Genomic DNA, 14,602 nt, shown 5'->3' on the forward strand with positions numbered 1-14,602 from the left:
AAGACGTTTCGGAGCTTTAGACAATGCGAGTGAAATTTTCCTACTTCCTGGCGGCCGGCATAGCGGCCGGTATCGGTTTCTGGATGTACAGCGGTACGATGGTGATCGGCGGTGTCGGCGACAGCGAACACGCAACGCCGCCCCCGGCCCTGAGGGCCAGCCAGGCCTCCACCGAAACCTTCCGGGTTCAGGTCCAGCGTCTGGTGGCGCAGGACCGCCGGGCTGTTCTGGAAGTTCGAGGACGTACCGAGGCCGAAGCAACGGTCGCGGTTAGGTCCAAGACCACGGACGACGTTGTGGAACGTCCGGCACAGGAAGGCGCTCAGGTTGCCGCTGGTGATGTTCTCTGTGTTCTCGACAAGGGATCACGGCAATCGCGCATTCTGGAATCCAAGGCGGCCCTGGCGCAGGCGGAACTGGATCATGCGGCCGCAACGCAACTCAACAGCAAGGGCTTCACCGCGCAAACCCGTGTGGCTGCGCTCCAGGCCCAGCTTGATGCCGCCAAGGCTCGTCTGATTGAAGCCGAACAGGAACTGGAACACACGGTTATCCGCTCGCCGGTATCCGGCGTCATCCAGAGCCCGATGGCCGAGATTGGTGCACAGCTCGAACAGGGCGGCATCTGCGCGACCGTGGTCGACGCGGACCCGATGATTGCCATAGGCCAGGTTTCGGAACTGAATATCTCCGAAATTTCCCTGGGCATGCCGGCGACAGTCACTCTTGTGACCGGAGAAACACTTAACGGCAAGGTGCGCTACATCTCGCCGACGGCAAATCCCGACACGAAAACCTTCCGTATCGAAGTTGAGCTGCCCAATCCGGATGGCATTGCCAGGGACGGCGTGACAGCGGTCACCAAACTGGAGCTGGCGGCGGAGAAGGCACACAAGATCTCGCCGGCAATCCTGACGCTGAACGATGCGGGCCAGGTCGGCATTCGCGCAGTGGATGAAAACAACAAGACCATCTTCTATCCGGTCAATGTGCTGGGTGGAGAGCAGGATGGAATGTGGATCGGCGGTCTGCCCGACGAGGTCGTCGCCATCACCGTGGGGCAGGAATACGTCTCGGATGGAGAACTCGTGCAACCGGTCTTTGAGACGGCAGAGGTGAGCAAATGATAGACATGCTTGAAGGCGTCCTTCGGCGCCCCAAGACGGTATTCGTGATGATGCTGGCGCTGATCGTTGCCGGTGTCGCCACCTATATCGCGATCCCGAAGGAAGCCAGTCCGGATATCGATCTGCCGATCTTCTACATTTCGATCACCCAGCAAGGCATTTCACCGGAAGATTCCGAACGCCTGCTCGTGCGTCCAATGGAAACGGAATTGCGCGGTCTGGACGGGCTGAAGGAAATCACCGCGATCGCCTCGGAAAGCCACGCGGGGATCGTGCTGGAGTTCGACATCTCGTTCAACAAGGACGAAGCGCTGGCGGATGTTCGCGACAAGGTTGACCAGGCCAAAAGCAAGCTGCCGGACGAGGCTGAAGAGCCGACGATCACGGAGATGAACTTTGCTCTTGCGCCGACCATGATCATTGCCCTGTCAGGCAATGTTCCCGAGCGCACGCTCTACAAACATGCTCGTCGGCTCAAGGACCAGATCGAGGCCATCGACAGCGTGCGGTCAGCCGATCTGACCGGGCACCGCGAAGAGCTGCTTGAAGTTCTGATCGACACGCAGAAACTGGAATCCTATTCGATTACCCAGCAAGAGCTGCTCAATTCGCTGCGGCTCAACAACCAGCTCGTTCCCGCAGGCTTTATCGACGGTGGCAAGGGCCGCTTCAACGTAAAAGTCCCTGGTCTTGTCGAGACCGCCGAAGACGTCTACACGCTGCCGCTCAAACAAAGCGGCGAAGGTGTAGTGACCCTTGCAGATGTCGCCGAGATCCGGCGCACTTTCAAGGACCCCAACGCCTATACGCGCGTCAACGGCAACCGGGCTATCGCGCTGCAGGTCGTCAAACGCATCGGAACCAACATTATCGAGAACAACACGGCGGTCCGTGAAGTTGTCGAGGCTGCTTCCAAGGATTGGCCCGAAACCATTCGCGTCGACATGATGCTCGACCAGTCCAACAACATCTTCGAAGTGCTCGGCTCGCTGCAGTCGTCGATCCTGACCGCGATCTTCCTGGTGATGATTCTGGTTCTGGCAGCGCTCGGCATACGTTCCGCCCTGCTGGTGGGTCTGGCAATCCCGACCTCATTCATGGTCGGCTTCCTGATCCTTGGCGGCGTTGGCTATACCGTCAACAACATGGTGATGTTCGGCCTTGTTCTGACCGTGGGTCTGCTGGTCGACGGTGCCATTGTGATGACCGAATATGCCGACCGGAAAATCCATGAAGGCATGGAAGACCGCGAGGCTTATATCCGTGCCGCAAAGCTGATGTTCTGGCCGATTGTCTCGTCCACGGCAACCACTCTCGTGGCGTTCCTGCCCATGCTTCTGTGGCCGGGCGTGGCCGGGGAGTTCATGAGCTACTTGCCGATCATGGTGATCATCGTCCTGACCGCCTCGCTGTTCACCGCCATGGTGTTCCTGCCGGTAACGGGTGGCATCCTGGCGCAGGTCTCGCACTTCCTGAACCGGTATGCCGCCTTGCTTCTGGCGCTTACGTTTGCCGTGCTGGCTGGTGTCATCGTCGCGTTCGGTCCGTTCGTTCCCATGGCCCTGGAAGGTGTGGTGCCAGCCGCTGCTGCCACCGGCATTGCCATCCTGTGCGGTCTGGCGGTCCTCGCCCTTGTCGGCTTCGTCTCCTACAAGCTGCTGCGCCCGTTTGTCAGCTGGTCGCAGGCAAGGGCTGAAAAGCGGGCAGAAATGGACCGTGCGGAAGCTGCAACCCTTTCCGGCTCCGAAGCTTTTGACGTCAAGAAAGTACGCGGCTTTACCGGCATCTATGTACGCATCCTGAAGCTGTTTGCGGGCAACCCGATCGGCAATATCGCTGCCATCGTGCTGCTGATCGGCAGCTGCGCGGCGATTGTCGGCGCGTTCATGGCCAACCCTACCGGCGTTCAGTTCTTCATCGACGAGGAACCTGAGCAGGCAGTGGTGCTGGTTTCCGGTCGTGGCAATATGTCGGCGTCGGAAGCCCGCGATCTGGTCGTGCAGGTGGAAGACAGGATCATGTCCATTCCGGGCGTAGACAACGTCATCACCAACGCATTCACACCCGGCGGTTCGTCCGGCGGCCCTTCCGTGGGCGACGTTCAGGACAAGCCTGCCGACGTGATGGGCGAGATCAACATCGAGCTTGCCAATTTCTGCTGCCGCCGGGTGGCGAAGGAAATCTTCGCCGACATCCGCTCTGCGACCAAGGACATCCCGGGCATCAAGGTGGAAACTCGCAAGATCGAAGGCGGTCCGCCAACGGGCAAGGACGTCCAGCTGGAAATCAAGTCGACCGAATATGATGACATGGTTGCTGCGGTAGCCCGCGTTCGCGACCACATCAACGGCATGGACACGCTGATGAACCAGGAGGACGACCGTCCCCTGCCCGGCATCGAATGGCAGATTTCCATCGATCGTGAGCAGGCCGGCCGTTACCAGGCCAGTATCGCCTCTGTCGGCAACATGGTCCAGCTGGTCACCAACGGCGTTCTGATCGGAACCTATCGTCCCGGCGACAGCGAGGACGAGGTGGACATTCGCGTGCGCCTTCCGGAAAACGAGCGGACCATCGACCGCTTCGACCAGTTGCGCCTGCAGACCTCGCTGGGACTGGTTCCACTGGCGAACTTCGTCAGCCGCGAACCGGCACAGAAAGTGTCGGAGATCGTGCGCCGAGACGGGCTCTATTCCATGTTCGTGAAGGCGGCGGTCAATCCGGAAAGCGGATCCAATCCAACCGAACAGGTTGCAGCACTCCAGAAATGGCTGGATACGCAGGATTGGCCTGCCAACGTCTTCCTGAAGTTCCGCGGTGCGGATGAGGACCAGCAGGAGTCAGGCGAATTCCTGATGAAGGCGATGGTGGCGTCCCTGTTCCTGATGTTCCTGATCCTGCTGACCCAGTTCAACTCGTTCTACCAGACGTTCCTGACACTCTCGACGGTGGTTCTGTCGGTGTTCGGTGTTCTGCTCGGCATGCTGATAACCAATCAGCCGTTCTCGATCATCATGACCGGGACTGGGGTGGTGGCGCTTGCCGGGATCGTGGTGAACAACGCCATCGTCCTGATCGATACCTACAACAGGTTCCTTCATGATGGCCTCGCCCCGCTGGACGCGATCCTGAAAACCTCCGCCCAGCGCATCCGGCCGATCCTGCTGACCACCATCACGACGATTGCCGGCCTGGTGCCGATGGCCACGATGATCAACTTCGATTTCTTCAATCAGGTGATCACCTATGGCGGGATCACGGCGGTCTGGTGGGTGCAGCTGGCAACGGCGGTGATTTCAGGCCTTGCCTTCTCCACCCTGCTGACGCTGCTGATGATCCCGGTCATGATCGCGTTGCCGAGTGTGTGGGCAAGCAGCTTCTGGAAGAGTGTCTCCTACTTCCAGCGCAGGTCCGGACGCGGCACGGCGGAAGAAACTCCGGAACCGGTGGCTCTTGGCGACCAGCCCGAGCTACGCCCGGCGGCAAAGGTGGTTTCCATGCCGAAACCGTCGCAGCCGAAAGCCCCGCCGCAGGAGGAACTGCCGCACGCGGCAGAATGATCCAAAGACCTCCAACAAAAAAGGCCGCCGGTTTCCGGCGGCCTTTTTTGTTGACGGAAGATCCGGTCGCCAGCGCCTCCAGGGCACAACAATCGGCTTGTAATCCGTGCCGCCAATCAATATAGTTGCAATGTACAACTATATAGGTTTTTTGCATGTCTTTGCCCTCCCCCACCCTCGTCAACGATATCCGCGCCGCGTCCCGACAGTTGGTTCGGGAATTCGGTTTTCTGGACAAGACCATTGCCGGCACGGACCTGTCCGGCTCAGGCGTCCATGCGATGATGGAGATCGGTTTGAACCCGGGTATCACAGCAAAAGAGATCTCGACGAAACTGAAGCTGGAAAAATCGACCATCAGCCGCTTGATCAAGTCGCTGGAGGCACGCGGTGAAATCACCCAGACTCGGTCGCAGAGTGATGGCCGGTCGTTTGGGCTGACCCTGACGGAATCCGGCAAGGCAACCTTTGCAAAGATCGACAGCTATGGCGATGCGCTTGCCCGCAGGGCTCTCGACCGGATCGACGGGAACAAGGCCCAATCGATTTGCGACGCCATGTCAGCCTACGCGGACGCACTCGCCGTCCCGCAGGAAACACCGGCGAGTTACCAGCCGCAGTTCACCATCGCCGAGGGCTATCAAACTGGCATGATCGGTGACATTGCCGGCATGCATGCGCGCACGCATGGCCACATCATCGGCATGGGGCCAACCTTTGAAAGTGTCGTTGCTACCGCCATGGCGGAATTCATGCCGCGCATCGGCAAACCGATGAACAACAGCTGGAGCGTGCTCGAAAACGGAGCCGTTATTGGGTCGATCACAATCGACGGCGAAGATCTCGGCAACAACATCGCACATCTGCGCTGGTTCATTCTGTCCGAGCGTTTGCGCGGCAAGGGCCTGGGCAAAGCATTGCTCCAAAAAGCCCTGGACCACTCGGACAGTCTCGGGTTCGACGAAATCCACCTTTGGACGCTCAAAGGTCTGGACGCAGCACGCGTGCTCTACGAAAGAAACGGCTTCACCCTTGCGGAAGAGTATGTCGGCGACCAGTGGGGCAAGGCTGTCACGGAGCAGAAGTTCATCAGAAAGCGCCCTGTCTGAATTCTTCGCCCCCAGAGGTTCGTACCGACAGCACTCTCAAGCTTCCTGCCGCAGGCCTGTACGGGCAATATCCTGGATATTCTGACTTCAGACCGGCGCTGTGGGCCCTTCAATCAGGAAAGACCGGTTCGGGTACGTGCCCGAACCGTTTGCGGCACTGTGTCAGGCCCTGGAAATCGACTTCCCACCGTCACGCAGCATGGCGGCGACTGTTACGAAGGGGCTCGCGTCAGGCAGCAGAAACCCGATTTGCGGTCCGCCGGGCGTCAGCCGCCGTGGTCCTTGTCCCTGTCGGCAATATTGTCGAGATCGGTGTCGCATTCATCGCCGTCGTCATCAAGGCCGAGGGTGGCATCGGCCAGGACAAGTTTCCTGTGTGCACGCCAGGAGAACGGTATGGTCAGCAGGTAGAGAACAGCGCCCCCGGCCAACATCCGGAAGGGGTAAGACACGGTCAGCGCGACAACCAGCACGGCAACCAGGAACAACGGCAGCACAAAGTCGCGCCGGACCCTGGTTCCCAGTGTCTTGCCGGAGTAGGTCGGCAGGCGGCTGATCAGCAGGAAGGCGATGCCGATCGTGTAGGCAGCGACAAACGCTTCATCTGCGAACCAGTGCGGAAACAGGCCGAGGAAGTCCAGATAGAGTGGCAGAAGAACCGTGAGTGCGCCTGCAGGTGCAGGGACACCCGTAAAGAAACGGGACGCCCAGGCAGGCTTGTTCGGATCATCCAGCGCCACGTTGAAACGAGCCAGGCGGAGTGCTGCGGAAATCGCAAAGATCAGGCCCGCGATCCACCCCATGTTGCCGGCATCCTTGAGAATCCAGAGATAGAGCATCAAGGCCGGAGTGACGCCGAAGTTGACAAAATCCGACAGGGAATCCAGTTCCGCCCCAAAGCGCGACGTCCCTTTCATCATGCGGGCAACACGTCCGTCGAGACCGTCCAGAACAGCGGCCACGAGAATGGCACCAACCGCAAATTCCCACCGGCCCTCGAAGGCCATGCGGACCGCGGTCAAGCCGGAACACAGCGCCAGCAGTGTCACCATGTTCGGAATGATCAGGCGCAGAGGCACACGCCGGAAACGCGGTGTCCTGCGGGCGTCGGCCGGTCCTTGGTCAGGCGTTTCGTTCACAGCGGCCTCAGCTTACGCGGGTCAAGGTCTGTGCCGGGCTTTGCGGTGCCGACAGATCAGCCAGTACGGTCTCGCCGGCAATCATGGTTTGGCCAAGGGCGACCTTCGGCTGGGTTCCAACCGGGAAGTAGACATCGAGACGCGAACCGAAGCGGATCAGACCGAACCGCTCACCCGCCGACAGGTTTTCACCTTCGCGGACGAAACAGACGATGCGGCGGGCGACCAGACCGGCAATCTGCACGACGCCGATGCGGCCGTTACCGGTGTCGATAACCACACCGTTCCGTTCGTTGTCTTCGCTGGCCTTGTCCAGTTCCGCGTTCAGGAACTTGCCGGCGCGATAGGCCACCCGTTCGATCCGTCCCCCCACAGGGGCCCGGTTCACATGGCAATTGAAGACATTCATGAAGATGGAGACGCGCATCAGAGGTTCCGAGCCCAGCTCCAGTTCTGCTGGCGGACGCGCCAGGCCAACAAGGCTGACAACACCATCGGCCGGAGAAATCACCAGCCCGTCGCCCACCGGCGTCACCCGTTTGGGATCGCGGAAGAAGTAGCAGACCCATCCGGTGAGGAAGAGGCCGATCCAGAACAGCGGATCTATGAACCAGCCGATAACGAAAGTCGCCACCAGGGCAATCGCGATAAAGGGCCAGCCTTCGCGATGAATAGGAACCATGGCCTTGGAGACGGAATCGACTATCGACATCTTTTAATCTTCGCTTTCAATTTCTGCCTGCCGGCGGAGCGTGTTCGCGGTCCAAGACCGAACGCACCCTTTGCGCTTTAGCTTCTGCCCCGCTTCTAGTGGCTTTTCAAGGTAAAGAGAACCTGCTTTTCATGAAAATCACACGGTTTGAAGCCCGCTCTGACGGGCCGAAGCCGTCCTGTAGTCACTCTCCCAATAGGGCGGCCGGCCATATTTTGAAATCAGGAAATCGACAAAGGCCGTCACCTTGGGCGGGACGAACTGGCTTGGCGGATAAACGGCCCAGATCGCCCCTGTGCGGGCTATCGTATAGTCTTCCATGACGGCGACAAGCCGGCCGTCCCGCAGATCCTCCCAGACATGAGCCAGTGACTTCAGGCTGAGGCCCAGGCCGTGCAGCGCGGCATCATAGGTCAGGTCGCCGCTGTCCCCCTTGATGACCGGTTTCTGGATCTCGAAGGCGATCTCCCCTTCCGGTCCGTTGAAATACCAGAACGGCATGGAAGCCATGGCGATGCAGTCGTGGTTGGCGAGGTCTTCCGGTGTGTGCGGCACACCCTTGCGGGCAAGATATGCCGGAGAGGCGCACAAGGCGCGTGGGTTACCACCGAGCTTGCGGGCCAGCAGCGAGGAATCCGTCAACGGCGCTCCCCTCACCGCCATGTCATAGCCTTCCTCGATGACATCCACGATCCGGTCGGAAAAATCCATCTCCAGACGAATGTCCGGATAAAGGTCTCGAAACTCCACCAGGTAGGGCAGAATGTGTTTGCGCCCGAAGAATGTGTTGCAGGAGAAGCGGAGCGAGCCGCGCGGCGCTTCTGTGGAAGCTTCCAGTACAGAGCGGGCCTGCTCGATCTCGCTCACCGCCGTACGGGCGTGCTGCAACAACACACGGCCCGCTTCAGTAAGCATCGTGCGCCTGGTGGTGCGGGCAAAGAGCTGGGATCCGAAAGCTTTCTCCAGACCGGTCAAGCGGGTGCTGGCAGCTGACGGCGACAAGCCAATTTCCCGACCCGCCGCAGCCATGCTGCCCAGCTCCGCTATTCGGATGAAAAATTGCAGATCTTCGAATCTCATTATTCCATTCTTTCGAATAATTACTTCTACACTAGCCTCATTCTTCGAAAGTACGCAATATGAGACAAAAGCTCATCCCAAGCGATGGAGAGCACCATGACACATACAGGAGATATCTATGAAACCCGCGCCCGCGCTGCCCGGCACGCCGAGCTGCGTCGCCTGACCAGAGCAATCTCGAGGTTGCTTTTCCCTGACAGGACTGCCCGATCATCTTCAGGCAGACAACCGGCCACCGGCATTCTCTTTGCCAACGACAGTGGTCTCAACGCCTGTCACCGGGGAAAGAATTGCGCGGCCTGAGAGCCGCGCATTTTCTCTGATCTCTTGAGTATCCCGATCAACCGGATTGCGAACGCACCGATTTTTGGCTGAATGTATCCATCCCTGCCATCTGCGCGAAACGAGAGACACAGGGAACCTCATATCAGCCCTTAGCTTTCCGCCGCCGAAGACCAACTTTGCTGGGTCTCCGTCCGGTCACAGTTTCGTTGCGGCGGACGTGACAATGCGACGTAAGGCACGCCTTGAATGCGGACCATACTCACCAGTCTGCTGGACGTAGCACGCTGCAGCACTGTGTCATTGAACTGACCTACTTTGCCGGAACGTAATCTGCCCTCTGGCCACGCGTGACGATACCAAGCTCGTCGTTTTCCCGCGCTGCCCGCAGCCGTTCTTCAGCTTCATCGGCTTCACGCTGACGGGCCCACATAGACGCATAAAGACCGTCTTTGGACAACAGTTCCTGATGGGTGCCGCGCTCGGCAATCTCGCCGCCTTCCAGAACGATGATCTGGTCCGCGTTGACCACTGTCGACAGGCGGTGGGCGATCACAAGTGTCGTTCGATCCTTGGAAACCTGGTCCAGTGCAGACTGGATCTCGCGTTCCGTATGCGTATCAAGGGCAGACGTTGCCTCGTCGAGGATGAGGATCGGCGGCGATTTCAGGATGGTCCGGGCAATCGCGACACGCTGTTTTTCGCCCCCTGACAATTTCAAACCGCGCTCGCCGACTTCCGCGTCATAGCCCTGGGGCAAATTCTCGATGAAGTCGTGGATCTGCGCCATGCGCGCAGCCTCCCGAACTTCCTCATCGCTGGCTTCCGGGCGACCATAGCGGATGTTGTAGGCGATGGTGTCGTTGAAGAGCACCGTGTCCTGCGGAACCATGCCAATGGCCTGACGCACGCTCTCCTGCGTCACATTGCGCACATCCTGTTCATCGATCTCGACCGCACCGTCGGTAACGTCATAAAACCGGAACAGGAGACGGGAGATGGTCGACTTGCCAGCTCCGGACGGTCCGACGATCGCGACTGTCTTGCCGGCGGGAACCTCGAAATCGATCCCCTTGAGGATCGGCCGGTCGGGGTCGTAGTGAAAACGAACGTCCTTGAAAGCAATCTTGCCTTCAACCGCTTTCAGCGGGCCGGCGTCGGGCTTGTCCTCGATTTCGGCCGGCACCATCAACAGGTCGAACATGGATTCGATGTCCGCAAGGCCCTGACGGATTTCGCGGTAGAGGAAGCCGATGAAGTTCAGCGGAATGGAAATCTGCATCAGGAGCGCGTTGATCAGGACAAAATCGCCGATGTTCTGCTCGCCTGCCAGCACGGCCTGCGCCGACAGCCCCATGCAGGCGGCCATGCCAATACCCAGGATGACCGCCTGGCCGAAGTTGAGCCAGGACAGCGATGTCCAGGTCTTCGTGGCTGCGCTTTCGTATTTTGCCATGGAGACGTCGAAGCGGGCGGCCTCCATGTTCTCATTGCCAAAATACTTGACCGTTTCGAAGTTGAGCAGACTGTCGATGGCCTTGGAGTTGGCATCCGTGTCGCTGTCGTTCATTTCACGGCGAATGCCGATGCGCCAGTTCGAGGTTTTGATGGTGAACCAGACATAGGCAACGATCATCACAGCAACGATAACCACATAGAAAAAGCCGAACTGGTACCAGATCACCGCCGCCATGATGGCAAATTCCAGAACTGTCGGAATACCGTTCAAGATGGTGAAGCGGACGATCGACTCAATCCCCTTGACGCCGCGCTCGATCACCCGGCTGAGACCACCTGTCCGCCGGGCAAGGTGGAAACGCAGGGAAAGCTGGTGCAGATGTCGGAATGTCAGGATGGCAAGCTGGCGCACGGCATGTTGGCCGACCCGCGCAAACAGCGCATCGCGCAACTGGTTGAATGCCACTGCCATGACGCGAGCCGCATTATAGGCAAGCACCAGCATGACCGGCGCCACCAGGAAAGCAGGCAGGTTCGCCCCTTCACCCGTCAGCGCGTCCGTTGCCCAGGCGAAGAAATATGGCGACAGGACCGTAACGATCTTGGCGATGATCAGAGCAAAGATGGCCAGCAGAACGCGCTGCTTGAGATCCGGACGGTTGGACGGCCAGATGTAGGGCCACAGATTGGCCAGCGTCGTGAACGTGCTGCCTTCGTCTGCGTTGACGGGCTTGCGGATGTGAGCTTGAGCGGAATGGCTGCCGGAAGCCGCAGCCGAAGGCTTTTGCGGCGAGGTCGCTGTCTGATCGGTCACACAAAATCTCCAGGCCACAGAAAGCGACCGCTTGAGTTTAGTCTGAATTGGAAACCGGGCGTGTGCCGGATGGTTGCTCTGCCGGGGTTGACTGCACCGCGTTTAGGCGCTCCCAGAAATCCCTGGTACGGCACTCGGCCATGCTGAGCTTTTGCCAATTGAGCGCGTAGTGGCAATTTCTGCCCCGTGTGTCGCAGCACAACAGCCCTGCGTCCTTCAACACCTGCAGGTGCTGGGAGACTGTCGACTGAGCCAACGGCAGATGGTTGACGATCTCACCGCAGCAAGCTCCCTCCCGGCTCGCAAGCTGCTTGATGATTGCCAGCCGGGCCGGATGCCCAAGTGCGCGGAAAATCGCCGCGAGTTCCTCGCAGCTTGCCAGACAGTCCTTTGATGCCTTGCAGTTTCCAGCGTCCGGCAGATCCGTCCCGCTCATGGGGCGGTTTCCTCATTCACGAATGTTTGTTTCATCGTTGATATGCGATGAAATGGTCAAAAAACAAGGGGTAGAGGCAAAAAGGCAGAGGAACCTGTCCATCCCCCAGCCCTTGGAGACGATGGATTTTCGAGATTCGCTCCGGAACCCGCGCAAAGAATACCCGTATCGGCGCGCCCAAACGTCTCATTTCAAAAAAGACGAGGGAACGCAATCCGTTACGAGAATTTCCGGACACTCGGCCAGACCGGAAGGACGGTGAACACGCACGGGGAGCCGACGTCAGCGGCAGAAATCTATGACTGTTTCCTGCCGTGTCGGTCCCGCAGGCCTCTCCACAAACGATGGTGTCAGCTCAGCCGTTGTTTTCCTGCGGCTTCGGCCAATTCAGATCGCCTTCCGGCGTCAGGAACACCTGCCCGGGATAGATCAGGTCAGGATTGCGGATCTGTTCCTGGTTGGCCTTGTAGATCGTCGTATAGCGAACGCCATGTCCGTAAAGGCGGCGTGAGATGCGCCACAGGTTGTCTCCCTTGCGGATGATCACCACCGGAAGAGACTTTTTCACATCCGCGCCCTGGCCTTCGGCCCCGGAACCTTCTCCGCTGGCAACGACCTTGGTCAGCACAATCTGCTTGTCCTGCTCCTTCTCGAAGGTCACTGCAGCACGAGCATCGACAGAACTTCCATCCTCGCCAATCAGATCGGCACGAACCTCGACATTGCCCTCGGAAATATTCTTGCCGCCTTCGACAAGCCATTTGCCACCCGATCCGACCTTTGCCTCGCCCTGAAACTCATCGCCGACATAAACGCGGACCGATGAGCCGGGTTCACCGGTTCCGGCAACAAACACCTTGTCCTTTTCGGATTCCACCGCTTCCACGGTCACCGTCGGTGCATCAGAAGCGGCCTGGGGAACCGCTGCCGGTTCGGTCTCACCGGCCTGTGCAACCTTTGTACCACTGCCCTGTGACGCATCGGCTTCAGACGTGTTTGAAGCCGTCTGCTGTGTCGCTTCGTCTGCCGGAGCAGCATCAGTTGAAGTGGAGGCGACGTCTGTTTCGCTGGCAGGCGCATCTGCGCCAGGTTGTGCCGGTGCTTCGGCCGTGGAAACGGAAGCAGCACTGCCGGTCGCATCCGGCTGCGCTGTGTCTGTTCCAGACGAAGGTGCCTTTACGGACGCTGAAGCGGTCTCCTGGCCATCGGACGCGTTCGCGGCGGTTTCTGCCGGTGCTTGCGCAGCCGACGTATCAGTCTCGGTGGCTTGTTGTGTAGCCTGCGCCCCGGTGCTGTCTTCCGAATTGGCTGCGGCGGTTGCCTGCGAACTTTCTACGGCAGGCTCTGCTGTCGTTAGCGAGGCCACTTGTTGTTCGGTCTCAGGTTTCTGCAGCACGTCGGACGGGCCGTCCGGCGTATTCAGCACGACGAGAGGCTGTTCCTTGCCGCCTTCCGGCAGCGACACTGCAAGCCGTTCCTCGGATGTGGAGATCGCTTTACCGGTGTCGTCATGCACTTCGAGACCGACGTCATAATCGCCCGGTTTCAGCGGCTCATCCAGAATGATGGTCCATTCGCCGGCTTCGTTGGCAATGCTCTTGCCGACTACCTTGCCATTTGCGGTCAGGGCGACAATCGCGCCGGCGTCCGAGCGGCCTGCCACAACCGTTTCACCGGTCGGTTCCACTCCGACCACGTCGAAGCTCGGACCGGATTTCGCCACATTTGCCGCAGGTTCCCCGTTCACCGCATCCGCGGTTTGGGATGACTGGTTTTCGGCGCTCGTTTGCGTGCCGTCGGCCTGTTGCGAAGAGCCGCTATCACCGGACACGGACGGTGTTGCTGCGATGTCGGTGTCGCTCTGGAAAGGCAGGCGCCCAGTGTCGCGATAGATATAGCCCGTCACCAGGGCAGCCAGGCCAACGGGCACGGCTATGATCAAAGTCCAGATGAGTGTCTTGTTATTCATTGTTTGTCCTGCCGGGAAAGCAGCCAGGCGATGCGGCGCTCTCCAAATCCGTTCCCCTGTTTACACCCTGCTGCGGGTGCTGCCTGTCTCAGCCGATCTCCTGGCCTTTCTGGCCATGTTTGCTTTGCCGTCGGCCCTTCCTCAGATCCTGTTTCATGCATAGCCGTCTTTTCCGGGCGCGGCAAGAAAACGTGGTTCAGAACCAAGGCCTTTCAAACAGAATGCTTGACCTTATACCAAAGTGAATGCCACATCTTTGCGTCATGAATACGGTTTCACAAAATCAGCTTTCCAGCGTCTGTGTTTACTGCGGGTCCAGCTTCGGTTCGGACTCCACGCACGAGGCATCCGCCACCCGTCTTGGCCAACTCATCGCCGAGGCCGGCCTTCGCCTTGTCTATGGCGGTGGCTCGGTCGGGCTGATGGGCACGGTCGCGAACGCGGCTCTTGAGGCCGGAGGCAAGGTGACGGGAATCATTCCGCGTTTTCTGGAAAAACGTGAGGTGATGCTGGACACGCTGGAAGACCTGATCGTCACGCAGGACATGCATGAGCGCAAGCACCTGATGTTCGAGAAAGCCGACGCCTTCATCGCGTTGCCCGGTGGCATCGGCACGCTGGAGGAAGCTGTCGAAATGATGACCTGGGCCCAGCTCGGCCAGCACCGCAAACCGGTGGTTCTGGCCAATATCAATGGTTTCTGGTCACCCCTGCTGGAGCTTCTGGACCACATGCGGGCCCAGGGATACATCCGTCCCGACACAGAAGTTCCGTATCTCGTTGCACGGTCCGTGGACGATATCCTGCCCTTGCTGCGTCGCGCGATCAACGGTGATCCCCTGCCCGCACAAGAAGCATGCACCGCGGTAACAGATCTCTAAAACTCTACTGTGTATAGAGAGTGGGAATACGTTCC

The 14,602-nt window shown here is 59.2% G+C and carries 10 protein-coding genes; 4 read left to right on the top strand and 6 right to left on the bottom strand.

Going from position 1 to position 14,602, the window contains the following annotated elements; genetic code table 11:
- The first annotated feature begins 23 nt into the window (after positions 1-23).
- From ACYQ54_RS23880 to ACYQ54_RS23890, 3 genes are all read left to right on the top strand, one after another.
- Entirely contained in the window at positions 24-1,127 is a 1,104-nt protein-coding gene (locus ACYQ54_RS23880) for an efflux RND transporter periplasmic adaptor subunit (protein WP_460086973.1), read from the top strand.
- A complete protein-coding gene (locus tag ACYQ54_RS23885) occupies positions 1,124-4,687 on the top strand; it encodes an efflux RND transporter permease subunit (RefSeq protein WP_460086974.1) in 3,564 nt (1,187 codons plus the stop codon). The genes ACYQ54_RS23880 and ACYQ54_RS23885 overlap by 4 nt, the downstream gene beginning before the upstream one ends.
- A 155-nt stretch (positions 4,688-4,842) precedes the next feature.
- Complete coding sequence (locus ACYQ54_RS23890) at positions 4,843-5,796, top strand: bifunctional helix-turn-helix transcriptional regulator/GNAT family N-acetyltransferase (protein WP_460086976.1); 954 nt, start codon at positions 4,843-4,845, stop codon at positions 5,794-5,796.
- Between the two features lie 266 nt (positions 5,797-6,062).
- On the opposite strand, the gene ACYQ54_RS23895 is transcribed toward ACYQ54_RS23890, so the two are convergent.
- From ACYQ54_RS23895 to ACYQ54_RS23920, 6 genes are all read right to left on the bottom strand, one after another.
- Positions 6,063-6,875: a CDP-alcohol phosphatidyltransferase family protein gene (locus ACYQ54_RS23895; protein ID WP_460087255.1), complete on the bottom strand. Its 813-nt coding sequence runs from the start codon at positions 6,873-6,875 to the stop codon at positions 6,063-6,065.
- A gap of 67 nt (positions 6,876-6,942) precedes the next feature.
- Positions 6,943-7,647: a phosphatidylserine decarboxylase gene (locus ACYQ54_RS23900; RefSeq protein WP_460086977.1), complete on the bottom strand. Its 705-nt coding sequence runs from the start codon at positions 7,645-7,647 to the stop codon at positions 6,943-6,945.
- Positions 7,648-7,785: 138 nt separating this feature from the next.
- Positions 7,786-8,727, bottom strand: coding sequence for a LysR family transcriptional regulator (locus ACYQ54_RS23905; protein WP_460086979.1), 942 nt, complete (start codon positions 8,725-8,727; stop codon positions 7,786-7,788).
- A gap of 595 nt (positions 8,728-9,322) precedes the next feature.
- Positions 9,323-11,206: an ABCB family ABC transporter ATP-binding protein/permease gene (locus ACYQ54_RS23910; protein ID WP_460087257.1), complete on the bottom strand. Its 1,884-nt coding sequence runs from the start codon at positions 11,204-11,206 to the stop codon at positions 9,323-9,325.
- Between the two features lie 112 nt (positions 11,207-11,318).
- Complete coding sequence (locus tag ACYQ54_RS23915) at positions 11,319-11,717, bottom strand: ArsR/SmtB family transcription factor (protein WP_460086980.1); 399 nt, start codon at positions 11,715-11,717, stop codon at positions 11,319-11,321.
- A gap of 355 nt (positions 11,718-12,072) precedes the next feature.
- Complete coding sequence (locus ACYQ54_RS23920; protein WP_460086982.1) at positions 12,073-13,686, bottom strand: LysM peptidoglycan-binding domain-containing protein; 1,614 nt, start codon at positions 13,684-13,686, stop codon at positions 12,073-12,075.
- Between the two features lie 263 nt (positions 13,687-13,949).
- Between ACYQ54_RS23920 and ACYQ54_RS23925 the strand changes: the two genes are divergently transcribed.
- On the top strand, positions 13,950-14,567 hold the full coding sequence (locus ACYQ54_RS23925) for an LOG family protein (RefSeq protein ID WP_460086983.1): 618 nt from the start codon (positions 13,950-13,952) through the stop codon (positions 14,565-14,567).
- Positions 14,568-14,602: the final 35 nt, after the last annotated feature.

The sequence above is a fragment of the Roseibium sp. LAB1 genome (assembly GCF_054658235.1).

Bases quoted from the DNA above. Each gene is read 5' to 3' on its own strand.
- ACYQ54_RS23880 (WP_460086973.1), top strand. From the start codon at position 24: ATGCGAGTGAAATTTTCCTACTTCCTGGCGGCCGGCATAGCGGCCGGT.
- ACYQ54_RS23885 (WP_460086974.1), top strand. From the start codon at position 1,124: ATGATAGACATGCTTGAAGGCGTCCTTCGGCGCCCCAAGACGGTATTC.
- ACYQ54_RS23890 (WP_460086976.1), top strand. From the start codon at position 4,843: ATGTCTTTGCCCTCCCCCACCCTCGTCAACGATATCCGCGCCGCGTCC.
- ACYQ54_RS23900 (WP_460086977.1), bottom strand. From the start codon at position 7,647: ATGTCGATAGTCGATTCCGTCTCCAAGGCCATGGTTCCTATTCATCGC.
- ACYQ54_RS23905 (WP_460086979.1), bottom strand. From the start codon at position 8,727: ATGAGATTCGAAGATCTGCAATTTTTCATCCGAATAGCGGAGCTGGGC.
- ACYQ54_RS23915 (WP_460086980.1), bottom strand. From the start codon at position 11,717: ATGAGCGGGACGGATCTGCCGGACGCTGGAAACTGCAAGGCATCAAAG.
- ACYQ54_RS23920 (WP_460086982.1), bottom strand. From the start codon at position 13,686: ATGAATAACAAGACACTCATCTGGACTTTGATCATAGCCGTGCCCGTT.
- ACYQ54_RS23925 (WP_460086983.1), top strand. From the start codon at position 13,950: ATGAATACGGTTTCACAAAATCAGCTTTCCAGCGTCTGTGTTTACTGC.